A 22,060-nucleotide genomic window follows, 5' to 3' on the forward strand; every position below is an offset into this window, starting at 1 on the left:
CTGCGCGGGGTCAGTGCGTGTGTGACGCCTCGATAACCCGCCACAGCGACCGGCGCAGAACATCGAGTTCATCCATGCTCATTCCGAGCCTGTCGATGATGCGCGGGGGGATCGTGCGGGCCTCCTCGCGCAGCAGGCGCCCGGCGTCGGTGAGGGATACGTCGAGCACGCGTTCGTCGTGTTCGTTGCGCTCCCGGGTGACCAAACCGGCGACCTCCAGCCGCTTCAGGAGCGGCGACAGGGTGGCCGGCTCGAGGCGGAGCTCCACGGCGAGGTCCTTCACCGAGCGGGGGCTGCGCCCCCAGAGCGCCAGCATGACCAGGTACTGCGGATGGGTGAGCCCATAGGGCTCGAGGATCGGGCGGTAGATCGAGATCACGCTGCGCGACGCGATCGCCAGCGCGAAGCAGACCTGGTCCTCGAGGCGGAGGAGGTCGGCGGCATCCGTCACTCGGGCAACCTTCCATCGGCTTTAGTTAGTACACTAATGATTATGACACGTACTAACAAGAAGCCGCGCGCCGAGCGCGGCCTGGCCGGCGTCATCGCCCGCCTCAACGGCCGGCTCCTGCCCTGGATCGGCCCGCCGCCCCTCGGGCCGTACGACACGGTCAGTGCAGAAGAGGTGCAGGCGACGCAGGCCCGATCGGTTTGCCCCATCTGCGGGGCCCTGATGTCCCTGCACGAGATCGACCGCTCGGGGGAGCGCACGCAGGTGCACCACCCCACCCCCGAGCAGGTCGCCGAGCGCTCCGCCTGACGGCGGGTTGCGCGGCGGCCCGCACGGGTTCAGCGGCAGAGGTGGTTCAGCGGGAGAGTGAGGCGAGGATGCCCTCGCGCACCTCGGCCAGGCGGCGGCGCAGCTCCGGCACGGTGTCGGTGGGCACCAGCGAGCGGGAGGCCTGCCCGCGCAGGTCCGCCCGCAGCTGCTGACGGAATTCGTTCAACACCATGTCGGCCTCGTGGATGGCGCGACTCGACTCGGCCCGCGGGTCCGCGCCCGGACCGGTGCTTCCGGAGCCGCTCGTGCCTGTGCCGCCGGCTCCCCGGACGGGACCCTCTCCCCTGGCCTGGCGTTTGGCGGAGGCCAGGTCGGCGCGCAGACTCTTCATCGCCGCGGTGACTCCCGAGCGCACCTCATCGGCCAGCCGCCGAACGGAGTCCGTGACCTCGGTCTCGATCGCGTCGAGTTCACCCTGGCGGGCGAGCAGTTCGGCGCGTCCGGCGTCGGTGATCTCGTAGACGGTCTTACGGCCGTCCGTCGACTTGGTGACCAGGCCTTCCTCTTCCAGCTTGGCCAGGCGCGGGTAGATCGTTCCGGCGCTGGGAATATAGGTTCCGCCGAACCGGTCGCTGAGCGCCTGGATCAGCTCATAGCCGTGCCGGGGCTGTTCGGCCAGCAGGCTGAGCAGGTAGAGGCGCAGGCTGCCGTGCGCGAAGACGGGGGTCATTCCCACACCTCCCCGGCCGTGTCGGCGGCGGACTCGCCCTGGGGGCCGCCGGCCTCGGCGCTCCGCCGCACCACGGAGATGTCACCGGAGACCGAGTTGGCGTACAGGTCGAGCCAGCTGCCGTCGAGCACGCCGGTGCTGGATTCGTAGCCCTTGCCGAAGGTGCCGCGGATCGTCTGGTCGTCGAGCTGCAGGGTGCCGGACACGGTATTGAGGTGGTACTTGGTCCCGACGTCCGCGCCGAGGCGCACGGTCAGGTTGCCGCTGACCGTGTTCGTGTTGATGGAATCCGGGGTGCCCTCGATGTCGAGGAAGACATCGCTGGTGACGCCGTCGAGGCTGAACCTGCGGATGTCGCCGCTGGCCGTGATCTCGCCGGAGACCGTGTGCGCGACGATGCTGCCGTCGTGGTTGCGCACCTGCATCTCGCCGTTCACGCCATTGAGCTCGAGGTCGCCGGTCACCCCGTCGACCACGATGTCGCCCGACACAGTGCTGACGCGGCCGCCGTTGCGGAGCCCGGAGATCAGGGCGTCGGCCGTGATCACGCCGAATTTCAGCGCGACGTCGCGGGGGACCATGATGCTGACGTCGGCCTTCGCGGTGCCGCGGAATGAGGCGAACACCTCGATGAAGTTGTCCCAGCGCAGCTGGGGGTGGTCGATCTCCAGGGTGTCGCCGTCGAGCGAGATCTTGAGATCCTTGCCGCTCACGCTGTGCACTTCAACCCGGGTCACCGGGTCGTCGTGGCCGATGACGTCGATCTTGCCGCCGATCATGCCCACCTTGAGATTGCGCACCAGCTCGATATCGATCACCTTGGTTTGTCCAGGGGTGACCAGCCATTTTTCCAGGGCCATTGAATTCTCCTTCGTGCCGCGGCATCCGTGTGAAGCGGATGCCCACAGGTTTGTCGCGATATATCGCGACGTGTTCGAATCAAGATATATCGCGTTTCTGTGAATGGCAAGTGTGGCGGTCAGGTTCGCGGTGCCCGGATGAGGCATTCTGGAGGCAGGCATGGGGGGAATGCAGTGGAAATTTTCATGGGGGATCGCATCGGAGCACGCAGGGGGAGGTTGCGCCGGCGCAGATCGATCAGGCCGGTGGCGCTGGTTGTCGCAGCCGTCGTGGTGTCGGGCGTCCTGTCGGGATGTTCACCGGACGCCGGCGGGGGCGGGCACCGGAAAGGCGGGGCATTCACGGTCGATGTCACCGAGCGCCTGGACGCGGCCGTGGCCGACGCGATCGGCCGGTCCGGGGCATCCGGGGCCGTGGTGGGCGTCTGGGCCGACGGAACCGGCGAATGGGAGGCCGCGCCGGGGACGACGACCATCGGCGGCACGGAGGCGATGAGCACGGAGATGCGGTTCCGGATCGGGACGAACACCACCGCGATGACCTGCACCGTGTTACTCCGGCTCGTGGAGGAGGGCACGGTCGCGCTCGACGACCCGGTCGCCACCTACCTGGGCCGCCTCGTCGGCGTCGGGGACATCACCCTCGGCCAGCTGTGTCAGAACACGTCCAGTCTGGCCGGCCAGGACACGGAACAGACGGCTCAGTTCGTGAACAACCCGACCCGCTCCTGGCCGGCGCTGGAGCTTGTGTCGAATGGACTGTCCGCGCCCCGGACGGGTGCGCCGGGTGGCACCTGGGTGCAGTCGAGCACCGGGATCGTTCTGCTCGGCATGGCGCTCGAGCAGGCCACCGGCAAGGATTGGCGCGCGCTCTACCGCCAGTACATCTTCAACCCGTTGAACCTGGATGACACCTCGTTCCCGGCTGCCGACGACCTGCAGATCCCCGGCGCGCATCCGCAGGGCTACGCGACGCAGCGCAGCACGGACGGCCAGCCGAACTGCGAGATCATGCTCGACGACACCGAGCTGTCCATCTCGATGACCGGTGTGGCCGGCGGCGTCGTCTCGACACTGGCGGACATGCGCACGTGGGCGGACGTGCTCGCCGTGGGCAGTGTGCTCGGCCCGGCATCCGTGGAGGTCCAGTGGTCCACCGTGGCGCAGGACGCCAACGCTCCCGCCTGGCGGCGCTACGGCCTGGGCGCCGAGCAGCTGGGCCCGCTGCGCGGGCGGGCGGGGGCGATCCCCGGATTCATCTCGGCGACCCTGTCCGATCCCGCCGGGGGTCTGACGGTGGTGGTCGCGCTGAACAACTCGACCGCCGGAGGCAACTTCGCCCTGGCGCTGGCCCGGCAGCTGGCCGCCATCGCCACCCCGGCCACGGCGGCCGGCACGGACCGGGAGCCGCTGACCCTGCCCTGGTCGGAGGACGCGGCCCGGGCCGACCTCGAGGCGGGGACGGTGTGCCCGGTTCCGGCGGCGGCCGCGGGGTAGCTCAGCTTCAGTCTCAGTCTCAGTCTCAGTCTCAGTCTCAGTCTCAGTCTCAGTCTCAGTCTCAGTAGACGAAGATCGGCAGCCAGTCCCGCGTGTGCGCGTGCACGATCACCAGGAAGACCACCAGGTCGAACAGCAGGTGCACGCACACGACGTAGGTCAGTGACTTGGTGAGCTTGAATGTGTAGCCCTGCAGCAGCGCGAACGGGAAGGTCATCAGCGGGCCCCAGCTCTGGTAGCCCAGCTCCCAGAGGAACGAGGTGAAGATGACGGCCTGCAGCAGGTTCGCCTGCCAGTCGGGGAAGTGCCGGCGCAGCAGGGCGAACGCCGTGCAGATGAAGAACAGTTCGTCCCAGATGCCCACGAAGCCCACGCCCACGAAAAGCCGGGCGATCTCGTCGGGAGCGGTGACCGTCGGCCAGTTGCGGTACGCCCCCGACCGAATGAAATAGGTCGGCAGGATGAGGTAGCCCAGCAGCACCACGAGCGGCAGGTACCAGCGCTCCAGGGCGGTCCAGCGCTGGCCGGTGCGGATCGGGAACCGGATGGCGTGGTCGCGGTAGAGGTAGCGCGAGGCCAGGTACGGCACGAGCACCGAGAGGGTGAGCACGCTGCCCATCAGGGCCATGTTCGGGTAGCTGATGTGGGCCTCGACCGAGATAGTGCTGATGATCAGCAGCCCGACCGCGATCAGAAGCAGGTCCCGGAACAGGGCCCGGTCGATCAGGAAGGCGAGCCCGACCGCGGCGGCGAGCACGGTGTAGCCGGAGACCGGGTCGCGCAGACCGAACAGCAGCACGGCCGAGGCCGAGAGCAGCGCCGCCGGCAGCAGTCCCCAGGAGGCGCGCGGGGCCATCCGTGGGGCCGAAGTCGTCGTTTCGGGTGCCGCGCCATCGTGCATGCCACATGGTACCGAACCGCTCTCGCAAACGGGTGGGCGGGGCGCACCCGGCCGCTAGGTTGGGGGTGTGAATCCAGAGCCAGGACCCGACCCGGTCGCCGTGATGCAGGCGCTCATCGCCATCGATTCGGTCAACCCCGACCTCGTGCCGGGCGCGGCCGGCGAACGTATGATCGCGGCCTGGTGCGCCGACTGGCTCACCGGCCACGGGTTCGAGGTGCACCGCCTCGAGCGGCACCCCGGGCGCCCCACGATCGTCGGGCTCAGACGCGGCACCGGCGGCGGGCGATCCCTGATGCTCAACGGCCACCTCGACACCGTCGGGGTCGGCGGCTACCTCGGCGACCCGTTCGCCGGCGAACGGCGGGACGGACGCGTGTTCGGGCGCGGCTCCTTCGATATGAAGGGCGGGGTCGCCGCCATCCTCGTCGCGGCGGCGCGCGCCACGAGCGGAGGGACCTCCGGGGTGTCCGCGCTCGCCGGGGACGTGCTCGTCACCCTCGTCGCCGACGAGGAGTTCGGCAGCCTCGGCACCGAGGAGGCGCTGGCCCGGTTCCGCGCCGACGCGGCGATCGTGGCCGAGCCCAGCGAACTGTGCCTCACGCTCGCGCACCGGGGCTTCGCCTGGTTCGAGGTTGAGCTCACCGGACTCGCCGCCCACGGCTCCCAGCCGGAGCGGGGCGTCGACGCCATCGCGCACGCCGGGCTGGTGCTCTCCGCCCTCGACGGGCTGCGGGCGGAGATCGAGGCGGCGCCGGCGCATCCGCTGCTCGGTCACGGCACCGTGCGGGTCTCGACCATCACCGGGGGCACGGATGCCGCAACCGTCGCCGCGGTCTGCACCCTCACGATCGAGCGGCGCACGCTGCCCGGGCAGACCCCCGACGCAGTCGAGGCCGAACTCCGGGGCCTCCTCGACCGGCTCGCGGCGGGCGTGCCCGACTTCGCCTACCGGCTCACCCGGCTGGTCGCCCGGGCCGCGTTCGAGGCCGACCCGGCCTGGGCGATCGTGCGCACGCTCAGCGCCCAGGCCGAGCGGGTGCTCGGCCACAGCCAGACGGTGCGCGGCGAGCCCTTCTGGACCGACGCGGGACTGATCCACGAGGCGGGCATCCCGTGCCTGGTCGTGGGCGTGGCCGGCGGCGGCGCGCACGCCGACACGGAGTGGGCGGATGAGGCATCCGTCTACCGGCTGACCGATATGCTGGCCGGCACGATCGCCGACTTCTGCGGCTGAGCGGCTGCGCCCGGTCCCCCTGCCCGTCCCCCTGCCCGTCCCCCTGCCCGTCCCCCTGCCCGTCCCCCTTCCCGTCCCCCTTCCTCCTCTCGCGGCTCTCGCGGCCGGTGGGGCGGGGCGTCAGTTGGCGGGGCTGTCGATCGAGGGTTCCGTGGGGGTCGTGTCGCCTTCGAGGGCCTCCTCGAGCCGGGGGTCCGCGGCGGCGGCCGGGAGGGTGATCGCGAAGAGCGGGATGGTCCAGTGGCAGAGCGGGCCGACGAGCACCGCGAAGAGAACCGTGCCGATGCCCACGTTGCCGCCGAGGGCCCAGCCGATGCCGAGCACGATGACCTCGATGCCGGTGCGCACGATCCAGATGCGCCAGCCGGTGCGTTTGTGCAGGCCGGTCATCAACCCGTCGCGCGGGCCGGGGCCGAAGTGTGCGCCGATGTAGAGGCCGGTTGCCACCGCGAGAGTCAGCAGGCCGGCCGCGAACAGGAGCACGCGTAGCCAGAGGTCGAGGTCCGCCGGGATCAGTCGCAGGCCGACATCCGCTGCCGGTCCGACCAGGAGCGCGTTCAGCACGGTGCCGACGCCGGGCTTCTGCCGGATCGGGATCCAGAGCAGCAGCACCACACCGCTGATCAGGATGGTGACGAGCCCAAAGCCGAGGTGGGTGCGGCTGTCGATGCCCTGCGTGAGCACGTCCCAGGGGGCGACGCCGATGCCGCCGCGCACGATCAGCGCGATCCCGATGCCGTACAGGAAGAGGCCGATGAGCAGCTGGGTGAGACGACGGGTCATGGAACACCATCCAATGGCACTATTGGCCTGTCGCCAAATTCCGCAACCCGACCGGCCAAATCATGCCATGCCGGCCGAGGGCGTCAGCGGGTGCTCGCCGCCGCCGGCCAGGGCACGGTGCTGATCAGCGAGGAGGACATCGTCGAATTCGTTAGGTGGCCCGAATCGTGTCTTTGGCGAGTTCATGCGGTTTCCGGCATATGCGGACCCCGGCCTGGTCAGCACACCCGTTCTCGACCAACTGATCATCACTCGCCGGCTGACCGAGGTGCCCGCCATCCTGCAGTAGCGCCGCAGTCAACTCCGCCCCGCGCGCACCAATTCGACGGAGATTTTGGCGATTTGGGGCCGTCATGCCCCAAAACAGGCTCCGGGGAGCAAAATCTCCGTCGAATTCGTTAGGGGCGTGGGCTGCGGAGTGTCCTCACCGCCGGGCTAGTCCTCGAGGACGAAAGTCACTTCGATGACGACGTCCCACGAGGTGATTTTGCCGTCGTCGACGACGACCTTCTGCTCCTTGACCCAGGCCCCGGAGATGCCGCGCAGGGTCCTGTGGGCCCGCTCGATCCCGGCCGAGACGGCATCCTCGAATGACTTCTCGGACCGGACGCTCAGTGTTGTCACGCGTGCCACAGACATGGTTGCTCCTCTATACATGGATTACTCGGGCTGATGGGGCTTCGTGCCGCTGAGGGTACGCCGATCCGCCGATCCGCGCCCGCACCAATTCGACGGAGATTTTGCCGAAATCGGGCTGTTTCGGTCCAAAACAGGCTCCGGGGAGCAAAATCTCCGTCGAATTGGTTAGAGGCACGAGCCTGGGGGCGGGCGCGGTGCCCAACCTTCCGGGCGAGGGCGGCCGGGAACGCTGAGTCGCTGCGCTAGAACGAGACGGGGGCGGGGGCCAGCGGTCGGGTGCGCACCAGCACCGTGCTGTCGTCGCTGCAACCCTCGATCGGGTTCGGCGTGGCCACACGCTCGGCCGCGTCCCACTCCGGCAGGGTCACGGCGAGGGCGGTGACCGGCACGATCGCGCAATCCGGGTGCGCGCCCGCCTGCGTGAGGTGCAGCAGGCTGTAAGCGGATGCGCCGGGCGCCACCGGCACAACGCTCACGGTGCTCTCTTCGACGCCGGACACCGCCCCGATCGTCTCACCGGAGTTGGAGTCGATCAGAGTAACCACCGGGTAGCCCTGGACCGAACACTCCACCGAGCCGGTGTTCGTCAGCCGCAGGTCCCAGTAGAAGCTGCTCATGCCGCTGTCATGGGGCCGGGCCTGCAGCGACAGCGCCAGGTGGTCGCGGGTACAGACGCCCGGTTCGGCGCGGGGTGGCGTGGTCGGCGTCGCGGTCGGCGCCGCTGAGGCGGTCGGAGTGGTCGTCGCCGTCGGGGTGGCCGCCGTGGTCGAACGCGGTGACTGGGAACCGCCGACCGGGCCGCGGGCGGGCGCCGCGCATCCGGCCAGCACCAGAACCACCGCAGCGCACTCGAGCCAGGTTGCCTGTACCCGCCCGAGACTCCGCATCCCCGTCATAGCCTCAGTGTGGCACCATCGGGCCAGCGGCGCCCGCCGGAGATGAGTGTGGCGAATGATGTGAGAAATCGTCCTCGCGGGTGTCCTAGACTAATCCTCAAAAGGGGGGTCCGATGACCGAGGGATCACCGGGTTTCCTGAACGGCCGTTACCGGTTGAAGGACCTGATCGGCCGTGGCGGCATGGCCTCGGTTTACCGCGCCACCGACGAGCGGTTGGGCCGGGACGTCGCGATCAAGATCTTCGATGCCGCCGCCGCGACCGAGATCGACATCGCACGGCAGCAAGCGGAGATCAACGTCCTGGCGAGCCTGAACCACCACAGCGTGACCACACTGTTCGACGTCGGCGTGCACCGCGCAGACGCCGGGCGGCCGCGGATCTACCTGGTGATGGAACTCGTGGCCGGGGCGGACCTCCGGCGCAGGCTCGACCAGGACCCGCTGTCCACCCGCCACATCGCGCAGGTCGGTTACGACCTCGCCGAGGGCCTGGACTACATCCACGGCCGCGGGGTCGTGCACCGTGACATCAAACCGGCCAATATTCTCCTGGCCGAATACAGCTCCGATTCGAGAACGCGGGCCAGGCTCACCGATTTCGGCATCGCCCTGTTCCCGGACGCCGCGCGGATGACCAACCAGGGCCTGACGACCGGCACGGCCGCCTACCTCAGCCCCGAACAGGCCCGCGGCGACCGGGTGGGCCCTCCCAGCGACATCTACGCCCTGGGACTCGTGCTCCTGGAATGCTTCACCGGCGAGACGGCGTTTCCCGGACAGCCCGTCCAGTCGGCCGTGGCCAGGCTCCTTCGGGATCCGGCCATGCCGGAGACCCTCGCTCCGGCGTGGCGCGATCTGCTCACGTCGATGCTGGCACGCGACCCCGAGCAGCGCCCGCCCGCCGCGGATGTCGTGCTCGCCCTGCGGCAGGCTGTCATCGCCGAAACCGGCCGGCACCGCGTCATGGAGACTCACCACCTGGACGCCGATGAACCCCAGCGGCTCGACGAGGTGGCCCGCCTCGAGATTCTCGACACCCCTCCGGACGGCACCTTCGACCGGATCGCAGCCCTCGCCGCGCGGGTGTTCTCCGTGCCGATCGCCATCGTCAGCATCGTTGACACCGACCGAATCTGGTTCAAGGCACATCACGGACTCGACCTCAAGGAGATCCCGCGCGACCCCGGGCTCTGTGCGTCGGCCATTCTCTCCAAAGGCCCGTGGTTGATAGAGGATGCCCGCCGCGATCCGCGCGCGCTGGCGAACCCGCTCGTGGCCGAGGGGTTCGGCCTGCAGTTCTACGCCGGCGTTCCGCTGACGACCCAGAACGGGTACAACCTGGGCACTCTGTGCGTGCTGGACCACGAGCCACGAACGGTGACAGCGGAGGAGATCGCCACCCTCGAAGACCTGGCCGCGCTCGTGATGAACGAGCTCGAACTCCGCCTCGAAAGCCGCCGCGCAGTCCACCACTAGTTCGAATGGGCACCTGATACAGTGCTGTCTGAATCCAAACGGGGGCACCGGCTGGCAAGCGGCCGAGACGTGTTTCCCCCATCTGAGAGGGGCGCAACACCGTGAAGGCATCAGCAGAACTCGGCTCCAACCTGCAATCCGTGCTCGTCGACCTGATCGAGCTGCACGTGCAGGGCAAGCAGGCGCACTGGAGCGTCGTCGGCAAGAACTTCCGCGACCTGCACCTGCAGCTCGATGAGATCATCGACGACGCCCGGCTGTTCTCCGACGAACTCGCCGAGCGGATGCGTGCACTCGACTCCCTGCCGGACGGACGCAGCGAGACGGTCACCGCGACCACCCACCTGGCCAAGTTCCCGGCCGGAGAGGTGGACACCGCCGAGACGGTCGGCCTGATCACCGACCGCCTGAACGCGACGGTCGACAACATCCGTGCCGTGCACGACGCGGTCGACGAGGAAGACCCGACCAGCGCCGACATCCTGCACGGTTTCATCGAGAAGCTGGAACAGTACGCCTGGATGGTCAGCGCCGAGAACCGCACCCCACGCAAGCCCACGGCCAAGGCGCCGACCAAGCCGGTCGGCAAGGCCTGAGGCACAAGCCTGAGCTTCAGTTCAACGCGCCGGCGAGCGGACTCGGCGCGGTCGGCACGACACAGGGGGTCGGTGTGACGCGGATCGAGAGCGCGAAACCGGTCTGGCTGACCCCGATCGGGAAGCGCACGGCGGAGGCCGGTCTGCGCGATGCCGCGACGGCGGCCTGTGCCGTGAACGGTGACGCCGCGCGGGCCCTGGACCTGGCCCGCGCGCTCGGCGGCAGTGTTCCCCGGCCGGGATCGGGGCAGACGCGCCGGCTGTTCGAGACGCTGGCCTCCCTCGCCGCGGCAGACCTCACGGCGGGGCGGGTCGTCGAGGCGCACCTGGACGCGCTCGCCATCCTGGACCAGGCCGGCGTCGACCCGGCCGGGCTCGTCGGCGGTGGCACCACGGAATCGAGCTGGGGCGTCTTCGCCGCCGAAGGCGCGGGGAGCCGGCTCGACGCGCGGCCGGCCGGCGCGGCCGGCGGCGGGTCGTGGCAGCTCGACGGCACGAAACCCTGGTGCTCGCTCGCCCGCTCGCTCAGCCACGCCCTCGTCACGGCACACACCTCGGCCACCACCCGGAGGCTGTTCGAAGTCGACCTGGCCGACCCCGGGATCACCGTCCACACGGAGGCGTGGGTGGGTCGAGGGCTCCCGGCCGTACCCAGCGGACCCGTCGAGTTCCGGGGCGTCCGGGCCCGGCCGGTCGGGGACGACGGCTGGTACCTCCGCCGACCGGGCTTCGCCTGGGGTGGGATCGGCGTCGCGGCCTGCTGGTGGGGCGGCGCCGTCGGCGTGGCCAGGCGGGTCTGGGAGTCCGTGCTCGAGCGGGAACCCGATCAGATCGCGCTCGCGCACCTGGGCGCCCTCGACCTCGCGCTGACGACAGCCGGGGTCTCCCTGACTGACGCGGCTGCCGCGATCGACGCCGGGGATGCCGCCGGGGAGCAGGGCGCCCTCCTCGCGGCGCGGGTGCGCGGCCAGGTCGCGCGCACGGTCGACGAGGTGATCACTCGAACCGGCCACGCGCTCGGCCCCGCACCGCTCGCCCTCGAGGCCCGGCACTCCGCTCGCGTCTCCGATCTGCAGCTGTACGTGCGCCAGCACCACGCCGAACGGGACGACGCGGCGCTCGGCCGCCGGCTGCGGGATGCCGGCGTATCCCCGTGGTGAGCTTCAGCCACACGGATGCCGGCACGCCCGAGAACCTGTGGGCGGCGGCGCATCGGGAGGCCGTCGCAGCGGGTGAAGCGGCATCCGTCGGCTCGGTGGCCCCCGGATCCGGACCACTGTCGCCGGCACCGCCGGTGCAGGCACTGTGCGTCGACGACTTGCTCCGGCTCGTCGTGATCGCTGCGCACCCCGACGACGAGACCCTCGGCGCCGGCGGGCTGATCGCGTGGGCCGGGCGGGCCGGAGTCCCGGTGACGGTCGTGGTGCTCACCAACGGTGAGGCCTCCCATCCCGGGTCCGGCACGCACGACCCCGCGCGGCTCGCGGCATTGCGCCGGGTCGAGGTGACGGCGGCCATCGCAGCGCTGGCACCCTCGGCGTTGGTGCGCCTGCTCGACCTCCCCGACGGAACCCTGGCCGGGCATCGTGACGAGGCGTCCCGAGCGATTTCCGCCGAGATCGGCTCGGACGGACCGGGAACCTGGCTGGTCGCCCCCTGGACGCTGGACGGACATCCGGACCACGCTGCGGCGGCAGAGGCCGCCTGCCACGCCGCTCGCGGCCGGGGCGTCAGTCTCTTCGCATACCCGATCTGGGCCTGGCACTGGTCCACGCCCGGGGACCCGGTCTGGTCGGACGGCGTGATTCGCACCCTGGAGCTGGCACCCGAAGACCGTCGGCGTAAGACCCGGGCGATGGCCCTGCATGTCAGCCAGGTGCAGCCGCTCTCCGGGCTGACCGGAGACGAACCGATCATCCAGGCGGCTTTTGCCGCGCACTTCGAACGCGGGTATGAGACCTTCATCGAGATCGAGATCGAGATGGAGATCGAGATGGAGATCGAGATGGAGATGGAGGTCGAGGTCGAGGTCGAGGTCGAACCGAGCCTGTCCGGTGCCTTCTTCGAGGAGTTCTACGCCGGGAAGCGTGACCCCTGGGGGTTCGAGACCCGGTGGTACGAGGAGCGCAAGCGATCCCTGACCCTGGCGGCCTTGCCTCGCAAACAATTCCGGGCGGCGCTGGAACTGGGCTGCTCGATCGGCGTCCTCACGGCCGGCCTGGCCGACCGGTGCGACACCGTCGCCGCGGTCGACGTCGCGGAGCAGCCGCTGCGGGAGGCCCGAGCCCGGCTGGCCGCACACCCCGGCGTCACCTTCGCCCGGCGCACCCTGCCCGCCGAGTGGCCGGAGGGCAGCTTCGACCTGATCGTGTTCTCCGAGGTCGGCTACTACTTCTCGGCGGTGGAGCTGCGCGAGGTGCTCCGGCGATGCCGCGGCAGCATGGCACCCGGTGGCGTGATCGTGGCCTGCCACTGGAGGCATCCGGTGCCCGAGTATCCGTTGAACGGCGACCAGGTGCACGCAGAACTCGGCAGGCTGGCCGGGTTCGAGCGCACGGTGGAGCATCGGGAACGCGACTTCCTGCTCGAGGTGTTCGAAGCCGCGCCGACGCGCTCGGTCGCGCAACGCGAAGGCCTGACACCGTGACGGTCGGCGGGGCGGTCGGCGAGGCGATCGACAGGGTCATCGTCGTGGTCCCGGCCCGTGATGAGGAGGAGCTCCTGCCACGGTGCCTGGCCGCGTTGACCGTGGCGGTCGGGGAGGTCGCCCGCGTGGCAGGCGAGGCGCCGCCCGTGATCGAGGTCGTGGTCGTGCTCGACCGGTGCAGCGACGGCACGGCCGAGGTCGCTGCTGACTGGCCTGCGTTCGCGAGCATCAGCACGGACGGTGGCGGCGTCGGCCTTGCCCGCCGGGCGGGGGCGCGGCACCTGCTCCCGACGTTGACCCACTTCTCCACCGCGACGTGGATCGCGACGACGGATGCCGACTCCGCCGTGCCGCCGAACTGGCTGACCGCGCAGCTCGCCTTCGCCCGCAACTCCGTCGATCTCGTGCTGGGAACCGTGGTGCCTGACGACCGGCTGTCCGACGGAGGCAGGGAACTGTGGGACGCCGCGCACCGGCTGGTAGAAGGGCACCCCCATGTGCACGGCGCGAACCTCGGGGTGCGTGCCGACCGGTACCTGCAGGCCGGCGAATTCGCCCTCGTCGACGGGAACGAGGATGTGCGGCTGGTTTCGGCGCTGCGCCGCCTCGGGGTGAGCGAGATTCGTACCGAACTGATCCCCGTGCTCACCTCCGGTCGGCTCGCCGGGCGCGCCCCGGCGGGATTCGCCGGCTATCTGCGTGACCAGGCGGCGGGGGCCCGGGTCGGTGTGCTGCCCGACGCGGCAGACGTTTCGCTCTAGAGTCCTCAAAACGGCGGTGCCCTCAAAACGGCGCGTCGTCCGGGGGATCTGCGGTCGGCGGCCCGGTCGGGAGCACGGTGGCGGGCTCGGTGACGAAGTCCCGACCCGTTGGGGACGTCCAGGTCAGGATGCCGCCCGGTTGCTGGGTGACGGTCCACCGGGTCTGGGTTTTCAGAGCGTGGTTGGGTTTGCACAGGTGTGCGAGGTTGTCGTGCGCGGTCTCGCCGAGCAGGGCCCAGTCGTGGCTGTGGTCGACTTCCGCACCCCTCGCCGCCCGATGGCAACCCGGAAAACGGCAGGTCTCGTCACGGAGGCGGAGGAATCGGCGCATGGCCTTGGGCGTCTTGTACCGGTCCCGGCCCACCGAGAGCACTACGCCCGTCTCCGGGTGGGTGAGCAGCCGGGTGAAACTCGGCGCCCGCGATGCCAGATCCCGCGCCGTCGCGGGGTCGATCGGTCCGTACCCTTCCAGGTAGCCGGGTTCCTCGCTGTGCCCGAGGAGCGTCATCACCGGGACGGTCACGTGCACGGTGGCTTTGACGCCGGTGCCGACGCCGGTCGGGGTGACTCCGTTGATCAGCAGGTCGCTGATCACGTCTGTGCGCACCTGCGTGAGCGTGCGCTTCTCGCCGAGGCCCTGCAGGCTCACGGCGAGGTCGTTGGCGCGGGCGAAGATCGCCTGCACCAGCTCCGCGCCCGTCGTCAGGTAGAGGGTCGCCATCCCGTCGGCCTCCGCCTGCACGCACGAGGACCGCTCCGCGATCGACCGCGCGTGCCTCGCCGTGATCGTCTCCGGGTGTAGCCGTTCCCGGAGCAGCCTGGCCTTGTGCTTGAGCTTCGAAACGGTCAGGATCTGCGCAGCGGGCAGCAGGGCCTGTTCGAAGGCGGCGAGCCCCTCGGTGGGGATCGACCAGGCCTGCCCAAGAATCGTTTGCGCGTGCCGGTAACTGAACAGACCGTCTCTCAGTGCGGCCCGCGTCGCGGGGAGGTCCTCGGCCAGGGCCCGGCTCTCCGCGAGCAGGGTCTCCGCGGTGCGCTCCGGGATCCGCAGCGTCACGGCCAGTTCGCTGGAGAGCTCCCGTCTCGCGATCTCCGTCTGGTCCCAGAGGGACTGCGCTCCCCGCGGGATCTCCGCCGCGTGCGCCTCACTGAAGCGGCGCGCAGCCTCCACGGCATCGGCCCGCAGGGCGAAGCCTTGCGCGATCACCCGATCGGCGGCCGCAACGGCGTCGAAGAGCAGCCCGAGCTGCTCCTGGGTGGTGCTCACGGTGGTGGACATGCCTCGACTCTAGGCGCACCCTCCGACATCCCCTGAGAACAGGAAAAGCCGGTGGATAACTTGATCAAGCTGCTTTTGTGGAGGACGAGAGCAGGCTCTCACCCGCGCCGGATCCGGTACCGGACGTGAGCACGCACGGGGGAACCCAGTGCGACCAGCGGGTGATCGAACTCGTCGACCATGCTCATCCGCAACCGCTCTCAGTGGGGCGGGAGAGCACCGCATTGCCTCGGGATCCGTCCGGCTCCACGACTCGCTCGCCGGGGAAAGCTCGCACCTCGTACTGCCGGACCGGCACCGCGAACGATCACCTCGGTAGTGGTGCCGCCGCCGTTCCGCCACGGGACCGGCACGCGCTCGGTGGCCGGCAGCCAGGCCAGGCCGGCGTCAGGCATCCGTGCGACCAGAGGCATCAGAGCCACCAGAGCCGTCCAGCCCATCCGAGCCCTCCAGCCCACAGAGCCGGCTCCGCACGCCCCGCCGCCAGACGGCCAAGGTGAGCGGCACCCCCGGCCGGTAGGCCAGATGGGCGACGGATGGCGCGTCGAGCACCTGCAGGTCTGCCCACCCGCCCACCCGCAGCGACCCGGCCGCATCCGCCCCGTTCTCGCGGCCGACTGCCGCGGCGGCACCGCGGGTCGCCGCCCAGACGGCCTCGTCGATGGTCAGCCCCATCTGCAGCACCGCCGTCGAAACACAGAACGGCATCGACGTCGTGTACGAGGTGCCCGGGTTGCAGTTGGTGGCCAGGGCGATCCTCGCCCCTGCGCCGAGCAGCCTCCGGGCCGGCGGGAACGGCTGCCGGGTGGACAGGTCGCAGGCCGGCAGCAGCGTCGCCACGGTCGCCCCGCCCGCGAGCGCCTCGATGTCGCGCTCCTTCAGGTGATTGCAGTGGTCGACGCTCGCGGCGCCGAGCTCGACCGCGAGCCGCACCCCGCCGCTGAAGCCGAGCTGGTTGCCGTGCACGCGCACGCCGAGGCCGGCCGCGCGGCCGGCGAGCAGCACCTCCCGGCTCTCCTCCACGTCGAACGCGCCGACCTCGCAGAACGCGTCGATGTAGTCGGCATAAGGGGCCACCGCGGCGAGCATCGGCCCGGTGACCAGATCGAGGTAGTCGCGCCGGTCGATTCCGTCCGGCACGAGGTGGGCGCCGAGGAACGTGACCACGTCGGCCACGGATGTCGCGGCGCGCGCCGACCGGGTCTCGCTCGCCAGGTCGAGGCCGTAGCCGGTCTTCGTCTCCAGGAACGTGGTGCCCTGGGCCTCGGCCTCCCGCCGCAGCCGGGCGGCTCCCCGGGCGAGCTGTTCCTCGCTCGCCGCCCGGGTCGCGGCCACGGTGGTGTTGATGCCGCCCGCGGCATAGCGCTGCCCCGCCATCCGGGCCTCGAATTCCGCGGCCCGGTCGCCCGCGAAGACCAGGTGGGTGTGCGTGTCGACCCAGCCGGGCAGCACGGCGCGACCGCCGACATCCGTGCGGGTGTCGGCCGCGGGGGCCGCGGAGGCCGGGCCGATCCACAGGATCCGGCCCGCCTCGATCACGAGCGCGGCGTCGTTGAGGCGGGCGCGGTCATCGGCCTGGGTGGTCAGTTCGCGGATGCCGGTGATCAGTTCGGTGGTCATGGTCGGTCTCCTGGTGCGCGACTGGCAGTGTCTGAAGAGGCCGGATCGACGGCGGCAGCGGCAGTAGAAAGGGATGCGGTGGCGGAGTCGTCGACCGCTTCAAGCGCGTCGGCCGCGTCAAGTTCGGCGAGGGCGTCCCGCAGCAGGACCTCGGGACGCAGCGAGCCCCCGGGGCCGGCCGCGGTCCCGCCGGGAACGAGAATGCCCGCGTCGGCGACGACCCGGCCGCCCACGATCACCCGGCGCACGTCGGCCGCCGTGGCCGTCAGCGGCAGCTGGCCCGGCAGCGACCCGGCGGTGCGGATGCTGTCGGCGGCCACCTCCACCAGGTCGCAGAGGTCTCCCGGACGCGACCGGTTGTCGCCGAGGCCGAGGCACACATAGCCGTTCCGGCTCCCGGCGGACAGGAGTTCGGCCGGGGCGAAACGGCCGCGCCGGCCCGACGCGAGCCGCTCGCCCGCCTCCAGGCCGCGCAGTTCGAGCAGGGGGTCGACGACGGCGTTCTGGTCGGAGCCGATAGCGATCCGGGCGCCGGCCTGCTGCAGTCGGAGGGCGGGGCCGATCCCGTCGCCCAGGTCGGCCTCCGTGGTCGGGCAGATCACGACCGTTGCCCCGGATGCCCCGATCAGCGCCACATCGTCGTCGGTGAGGTGCGTGGCGTGCACGAGGCTCAGCCGCGGCTCGAGCGCGCCGATCCCGGCGAGGACGCCGGTCGGGGTGCCGCCGTAGGCGGCCAGGCAGTCCGCGTTCTCCTGCGGCTGCTCGGACACGTGAATGTGCAGGGGAACGCCAGCGGGCAGCCCTCGCAGCACCTCGCGCATCGCGTCGGGCGTCACGGCGCGCACGGAGTGGATCGCGGCGCCCAGGCTGATCCGGGGGTCGGCATCCGTCTCGCTGTGCGCTCCCATCCCGGTCTCGGCGGCTGCGTCGCTCGCGAGCGCTGCGCGCAGCGAGTGCCACCGCGCCAGCCAGCCGGCCGCCGAGCCGTCGCCGAACGCGCGCTGGCCCGGCTCGAGCGGTGACCCGATGCCGCCGGCCAGGTAGAGCGTGTCGAGCAGCACCAGACGGATGCCGACCGACCGCGCCGCCTCCGCCAGCGCGAGCTCCATGGCGTGTTCCCGGGGGTACCGGCTGCCGTCTTGCCGGTGGTGCAGGTAGTGGAACTCGCCGACCGCGGTGAACCCGCTGACCAGCATCTCGGCGAAAACCGCGCGGGCCAGCGCGAAGTAGCGGTCGGGGTCGAGGCGGCCGGCCACCCGGTACATCTCCTCGCGCCACTGCCAGAAGTCGCCGCCGCCGGCGTGGGTGCGGCCGCGCAGCGCCCGGTGGAACGCGTGCGAGTGGGCGTTGGCCAGCCCGGGCAGCACGGTGCCGAGCCGCACGTCCGTCGATCGCGGCAGGGTTCCGGGCGTGACCCGGGTGATGCGGCCGTCCGCGGCGGCCTCGAGCCGCACGCCGGGAGTCGGCACTCCGTCGATCAGCAGGGTCTCGCACCAGTAGGCGACCGCCGAAGCGCCGGCGGGCTCGCCCGTCGCCGCGCTCACAGCAGGCTCCGCAGCAGCGCCTCGAGCGCGTCGATCCCGGCCACGCAGTCCTCGACCTCGGCGAATTCCTCCGGCGAGTGCGAGATGCCGGTGGGGTTGCGTACGAAGAGCATGGCGCTGGGCACGCTCGCGGACAGCACGCCGGCGTCGTGCCCCGCGCCGGTGGGCAGCGCCGGCACCCCGCCGAGCGCAGCGGCGAACCGCCCCGCGAGCGCTGCGTCGAAGGCCACGGTGCCGGTCCAGGATTCCTCGGTGACGGCGACGGAGCATCCGTTCAGGCTCACCGCCCGCTCGACCTGGGCCGTGATCGCGGCGACGAGCGCGCGCGTGCCGGCCTCGGTGTCGCACCGGGCATCGAGCCAGGCGTGCACGCTCGACGCGATCACGTTGGTGCCGCCGGGCACGACCTCGAGGCGGCCGACGGTCGCGCGGGCGCCCGGGATCGCCGCCGCGGTCTCCTGCACGGCGACGATTGCGCGGGCGGCGGCTACCATCGGGTCGCGGCGCCCGGTCATCAGGGTGGTGCCGGCGTGGTTGCCCTGGCCGGACACGGTCAGCCGCCAGCGCCCGTGCGCCAGGATCGACGAGGCCACGGCCACCGGCCGGCCCAGGTCGATCAGGCCGCGGCCCTGCTCCACGTGCAGTTCGAGGAAGAGGCCGATCCGGGCCAGGGCCTCCGGGTCGGCTCCGAGCCGCCGCGGGTCGAGCCCGGCCGTGGCGGCGGCCTCGGCCAGGGTGATGCCGTCGGCATCCGTCAGGGCGCGCGCCCGGTCGGCGTCGATGCCGCCGGTCAGGAGCCTCGAGCCCAGGCAGGCGATCCCGAACCGGGATCCCTCCTCCTCGGCGAAGACCAGCACCGCGCAGGGACGGGAGGGCGTGAAGCCGGATGCCTGCAGCCGGCCGATCGCCTCCAGCGCGCTGACGACGCCGAGCGGGCCGTCGTAGGCGCCGCCGCCCGGCACGGAATCCAGGTGGCTGCCGGTGACGACGGCATCCGGCCCCGGGGTTCCCCACCAGGCCCAGAGGTTGCCGTTGCGGTCCGTCTCGACCGCGAGCCCGAGACGCTCGGCGCGCAGGGCGAACCAGGCCCGCAACTCGAGGTCGGGCCCCTGCCAGAGTTGGCGCGAATACCCGCCGCGGCGGGCATCCCGGCCGATGTCGGCGATCTCGGCGAGACCGGCGAGGGTCCCGTGGGCCAGTTCGCTCACTCTGACTCCCACTCCCACATTGCGCACGTAACCGCTCGCGCGCCGCCGGCTCCGAGCCCGTGAGGGGTCCCACATCGACCCTCAAAGGGCTCGCGAAGGTCGATGTGGGACCCCTCACGGAAGAAATGAGCGAACAACCCCGCAGCCCCGACTGCCGGGCTCACTCCGACTCCCACATCGGCACGCGCAGGCCGCGTTCGCGGGCGACTTCTTCGGCCCGCTCGTAGCCGGCGTCGACGTGCCGCATCACCCCGGTGCCGGGGTCGTTGGTGAGCACGCGCTCGATCTTCTCGGCCGCCAGGGGGGTGCCGTCGGCCACGATGACCTGGCCGGCGTGGATGCTGCGGCCGATCCCGACGCCGCCGCCGTGGTGGATCGACACCCAGGTGGCGCCGGACGCCGTGTTCAGCAGGGCGTTCAGCAGCGGCCAGTCGGCGATCGCGTCGGAGCCGTCTTTCATGCCTTCGGTCTCCCGGTACGGCGACGCGACCGAGCCGGAGTCGAGGTGGTCGCGGCCGATCACGATCGGGGCACTGAGCTCGCCCGACGCGACCATCTCGTTGAACTTGATCCCGGCGAGGTGGCGTTCCTTGTAGCCGAGCCAGCAGATCCGGGCTGGCAGGCCCTCGAAGTGAACCTTCCCCTGCGCTTTCGTGATCCACCGGCGCAGGGGCTCGTCCTCGGGGAACAGCTCGACGATCGCCCTGTCGGTGGCCGCGATGTCGGCCGGGTCGCCCGAGAGCGCCACCCAGCGGAACGGCCCCTTGCCCTCCGCGAACAGGGGGCGGATATACGCGGGCACGAACCCCGGGAAGTCGAACGCGCGCGCGCAGCCGCCCAATTGCGCCTCGGCCCGGATCGAGTTGCCGTAGTCGAAGACCTCGGCGCCGGCATCCTGGAAGCCCACCATTGCGGTGACCTGCTTCGCCATGGATGCCCGGGCCCGCTCCGTGAACTCCTCCGGCTTCGCGGCCGCGTAGGCGTGCCACTCCGCCACGGTGACGCCCTCAGGCAGGTAGGCGAGCGGGTCGTGCGAGCTGGTCTGGTCGGTGACGATGTCGATCGGAACCCGGCGTTCGAGCAGTTCGGCGAACACGGTGGCCGCGTTGCCGACCACGCCCACCGACAGGGCGCGCTTCTCGGCCTTCGCCGCGAGCACACGGGCGACGGCGTCGTCGAGGTCGGTCGCCAGCTCGTTGAGGTAGCCGTGCTCGACCCGGCGCCTCAGCCGGCTCTCGTCGACGTCGACGATCAGCACGGCCCCCTCGTTCATCGTGACGGCGAGCGGCTGGGCGCCGCCCATGCCGCCGGCGCCCCCGGTGAGGGTGAGGGTGCCGGCCAGGGTTCCACCGAACCTCTTGGCGGCCACGGCGGCGAAGGTTTCATAGGTGCCCTGCAGGATGCCCTGGGTGCCGATGTAGATCCAGGAACCGGCCGTCATCTGGCCGTACATGGTCAGCCCGAGCGCCTCGAGGCGGCGGAATTCCGGCCAGGTGGCCCAGTCGCCGACCAGGTTGGAGTTGGCGATCAACACCCGCGGCGCCCACTCGTGGGTGCGGAACACGCCCACCGGCTTGCCGGACTGCACGAGCAGGGTCTCGTCCTTCTCCAGCGTGGTGAGGGTGCGCACGATCGCGTCGTAGGCCTCCCAGCTGCGCGCGGCCTTGCCGGTCCCGCCGTAGACGACCAGGTTCTCCGGGTGCTCGGCGACCTCCGGGTCGAGGTTGTTCATCAGCATCCGCAGCGGCCCCTCGGTCTGCCAGCTCTTCGCGGTCAGCTCGGTTCCGCGGGCGGCGCGCACGGGGCGGGATTCGGACATCGGTGTCTCCTTCAGTGTTCGCGGAATGTTCGGGTTCGTGGGGCGTCGGTTTTCGTGGGCTCGTCGGTGAGGTCAGGACGGAGCGGGGAGGCGCTCGTCGCGGCCTAGGCCCGCCGACACCTGCCCGGCGGCGCGCGCGAGCAGGGGGCCGTAGCGACCGATATCGCCCGGCGTCACCCGGTAGCTGGGGATGACCAGGCTGAGGGCTGCGACGACGTTCGCTTCGGAACGAATGGGCGCGGCGAGGGCCGTGACATCCGTTTCGACGCCACGTTCGACGACGACGTAACCGGCCGTCGGGGTCTGCCTGGCGAGGACCTGCCCGGCAGCGGACCCGTCGAGTGGCACGGTGCGGCCGACCCAGTTCGCGTGGCGCACGGAATGGGTGCCCGGGGCGATGGCGATGTAGAGGGCGGATCGGTCGTGGCCCGCCACGCTCAGGTAGACGGATTCGCCGGTGTCGGCGACGAGTCGTTCCATGGCCGGGCGGCACAGCGTGACCAGCGATTCGCTGCTGAGCGACTGCGCGCCGAGCTGGATGATGCGGCTGCCGGGCAGGTAGGCCCCATCGTCGGTCTTGCGCACGAAGCCGCGGGTCTCCAGGGTGCGCAGCAGGCGGAGGGCGGTGCTCGGGGAAAGGTCGACCGCCCGGGAGCTCTCGGAGAGGGTGAGCCCGTCGCCGTCGCAGATCACCGCGAGCAGATCGAGGGCGCGCTCCACGGTGCGGGTGGATGACTCGGCCATAATGCTCCTTCGATGCGTTCTGTGTCATCCAGTAAAATACAGATGTCGTGCAATGGCAATAGCCAGACGGTGTTTCGGCCACCCGCGCGACATAATCGAC

At 70.9% G+C, this 22,060-nt stretch carries 21 protein-coding genes; 8 read left to right on the forward strand and 13 right to left on the reverse strand.

Translation table 11 applies throughout. The features are described 5' to 3' along the window. Window positions 1-10: 10 nt before the first annotated feature. Window positions 11-451, reverse strand: a complete 441-nt coding sequence (locus tag E3O49_RS09250; RefSeq protein WP_134365013.1) for a MarR family winged helix-turn-helix transcriptional regulator — start codon at window positions 449-451, stop codon at window positions 11-13. 42 nt (window positions 452-493) lie between these two features. Here E3O49_RS09250 and E3O49_RS09255 point away from each other — a divergent pair, with 42 nt between their 5' ends. Next, on the forward strand, window positions 494-760 hold the full coding sequence (locus E3O49_RS09255; RefSeq protein WP_166787122.1) for a hypothetical protein: 267 nt from the start codon (window positions 494-496) through the stop codon (window positions 758-760). 46 nt (window positions 761-806) lie between these two features. Here the strand turns inward: E3O49_RS09255 and E3O49_RS09260 are convergent, their stop codons facing one another. Both E3O49_RS09260 and E3O49_RS09265 read right to left on the reverse strand, forming a co-directional pair. Continuing rightward, on the reverse strand, window positions 807-1,451 hold the full coding sequence (locus E3O49_RS09260) for a PadR family transcriptional regulator (RefSeq protein ID WP_134365015.1): 645 nt from the start codon (window positions 1,449-1,451) through the stop codon (window positions 807-809). Further along, window positions 1,448-2,311: a DUF4097 family beta strand repeat-containing protein gene (locus tag E3O49_RS09265; RefSeq protein WP_134365016.1), complete on the reverse strand. Its 864-nt coding sequence runs from the start codon at window positions 2,309-2,311 to the stop codon at window positions 1,448-1,450. The genes E3O49_RS09260 and E3O49_RS09265 overlap by 4 nt, the downstream gene beginning before the upstream one ends. 246 nt (window positions 2,312-2,557) lie before the next feature. Between E3O49_RS09265 and E3O49_RS09270 the strand changes: the two genes are divergently transcribed. Further along, window positions 2,558-3,808: a serine hydrolase domain-containing protein gene (locus tag E3O49_RS09270; RefSeq protein WP_160141073.1), complete on the forward strand. Its 1,251-nt coding sequence runs from the start codon at window positions 2,558-2,560 to the stop codon at window positions 3,806-3,808. 61 nt (window positions 3,809-3,869) lie between these two features. Here the strand turns inward: E3O49_RS09270 and E3O49_RS09275 are convergent, their stop codons facing one another. After that, window positions 3,870-4,664, reverse strand: coding sequence for a CPBP family intramembrane glutamic endopeptidase (locus E3O49_RS09275; RefSeq protein ID WP_241978682.1), 795 nt, complete (start codon window positions 4,662-4,664; stop codon window positions 3,870-3,872). Between the two features lie 112 nt (window positions 4,665-4,776). Here E3O49_RS09275 and E3O49_RS09280 point away from each other — a divergent pair, with 112 nt between their 5' ends. Beyond that, window positions 4,777-5,946, forward strand: a complete 1,170-nt coding sequence (locus tag E3O49_RS09280) for a M20/M25/M40 family metallo-hydrolase (protein ID WP_241976122.1) — start codon at window positions 4,777-4,779, stop codon at window positions 5,944-5,946. 120 nt (window positions 5,947-6,066) lie between these two features. Here the strand turns inward: E3O49_RS09280 and yczE are convergent, their stop codons facing one another. The 3 genes from yczE to E3O49_RS09295 all read right to left on the reverse strand — a co-directional run bounded on the left by yczE (window position 6,067) and on the right by E3O49_RS09295 (window position 8,264). Further along, the gene (gene yczE / locus E3O49_RS09285) at window positions 6,067-6,729 is read right to left on the reverse strand and encodes a membrane protein YczE (protein WP_241981031.1); all 663 of its coding nucleotides are present in this window, start codon (window positions 6,727-6,729) and stop codon (window positions 6,067-6,069) included. Window positions 6,730-7,164: 435 nt separating this feature from the next. Then, complete coding sequence (locus E3O49_RS09290; RefSeq protein WP_134403098.1) at window positions 7,165-7,368, reverse strand: dodecin family protein; 204 nt, start codon at window positions 7,366-7,368, stop codon at window positions 7,165-7,167. Between the two features lie 242 nt (window positions 7,369-7,610). After that, the gene (locus E3O49_RS09295) at window positions 7,611-8,264 is read right to left on the reverse strand and encodes a DUF4232 domain-containing protein (RefSeq protein ID WP_134365020.1); all 654 of its coding nucleotides are present in this window, start codon (window positions 8,262-8,264) and stop codon (window positions 7,611-7,613) included. A gap of 113 nt (window positions 8,265-8,377) precedes the next feature. Between E3O49_RS09295 and E3O49_RS09300 the strand changes: the two genes are divergently transcribed. From E3O49_RS09300 to E3O49_RS09320, 5 genes are all read left to right on the forward strand, one after another. Continuing rightward, window positions 8,378-9,742 carry a protein kinase domain-containing protein gene (locus tag E3O49_RS09300; protein WP_134365021.1) on the forward strand — a complete coding sequence of 455 codons (1,365 nt, stop codon included), beginning with the start codon at window positions 8,378-8,380 and terminating at the stop codon, window positions 9,740-9,742. Window positions 9,743-9,843: 101 nt separating this feature from the next. Further along, a complete protein-coding gene (locus E3O49_RS09305) occupies window positions 9,844-10,338 on the forward strand; it encodes a Dps family protein (RefSeq protein WP_134365022.1) in 495 nt (164 codons plus the stop codon). A 74-nt stretch (window positions 10,339-10,412) separates the two neighbouring features. Continuing rightward, window positions 10,413-11,498 (forward strand): acyl-CoA/acyl-ACP dehydrogenase, encoded by a 1,086-nt coding sequence (locus E3O49_RS09310; protein ID WP_134365023.1) that lies wholly within the window; start codon window positions 10,413-10,415, stop codon window positions 11,496-11,498. Beyond that, window positions 11,495-12,985 carry a bifunctional PIG-L family deacetylase/class I SAM-dependent methyltransferase gene (locus E3O49_RS09315; RefSeq protein ID WP_244285279.1) on the forward strand — a complete coding sequence of 497 codons (1,491 nt, stop codon included), beginning with the start codon at window positions 11,495-11,497 and terminating at the stop codon, window positions 12,983-12,985. Before E3O49_RS09310 ends, E3O49_RS09315 begins: the two co-directional genes overlap by 4 nt. After that, window positions 12,982-13,746 (forward strand): glycosyltransferase family 2 protein, encoded by a 765-nt coding sequence (locus tag E3O49_RS09320; protein ID WP_134365025.1) that lies wholly within the window; start codon window positions 12,982-12,984, stop codon window positions 13,744-13,746. Before E3O49_RS09315 ends, E3O49_RS09320 begins: the two co-directional genes overlap by 4 nt. Before the next feature lie 22 nt (window positions 13,747-13,768). Here E3O49_RS09320 and E3O49_RS09325 read toward each other — a convergent pair whose 3' ends face one another. From E3O49_RS09325 to E3O49_RS09350, 6 genes are all read right to left on the reverse strand, one after another. Further along, window positions 13,769-15,025 (reverse strand): HNH endonuclease signature motif containing protein, encoded by a 1,257-nt coding sequence (locus tag E3O49_RS09325; protein ID WP_134365026.1) that lies wholly within the window; start codon window positions 15,023-15,025, stop codon window positions 13,769-13,771. 387 nt (window positions 15,026-15,412) lie between these two features. Beyond that, complete coding sequence (gene hutI, locus E3O49_RS09330) at window positions 15,413-16,645, reverse strand: imidazolonepropionase (RefSeq protein ID WP_134365027.1); 1,233 nt, start codon at window positions 16,643-16,645, stop codon at window positions 15,413-15,415. Then, a complete protein-coding gene (locus E3O49_RS09335) occupies window positions 16,642-18,189 on the reverse strand; it encodes a formimidoylglutamate deiminase (RefSeq protein ID WP_134403092.1) in 1,548 nt (515 codons plus the stop codon). Before E3O49_RS09335 ends, hutI begins: the two co-directional genes overlap by 4 nt. Continuing rightward, a complete protein-coding gene (locus tag E3O49_RS09340; RefSeq protein WP_241976116.1) occupies window positions 18,186-19,397 on the reverse strand; it encodes an allantoate amidohydrolase in 1,212 nt (403 codons plus the stop codon). The genes E3O49_RS09335 and E3O49_RS09340 overlap by 4 nt, the downstream gene beginning before the upstream one ends. 160 nt (window positions 19,398-19,557) lie before the next feature. Continuing rightward, window positions 19,558-21,216, reverse strand: a complete 1,659-nt coding sequence (hutU, locus tag E3O49_RS09345) for a urocanate hydratase (RefSeq protein WP_134365030.1) — start codon at window positions 21,214-21,216, stop codon at window positions 19,558-19,560. Window positions 21,217-21,288: 72 nt separating this feature from the next. Next, window positions 21,289-21,960: an IclR family transcriptional regulator gene (locus tag E3O49_RS09350; protein WP_134451414.1), complete on the reverse strand. Its 672-nt coding sequence runs from the start codon at window positions 21,958-21,960 to the stop codon at window positions 21,289-21,291. Window positions 21,961-22,060 lie beyond the last annotated feature (100 nt).

This window comes from Cryobacterium shii (assembly GCF_004402595.1).
Lineage (GTDB): Bacteria > Actinomycetota > Actinomycetes > Actinomycetales > Microbacteriaceae > Cryobacterium > Cryobacterium shii.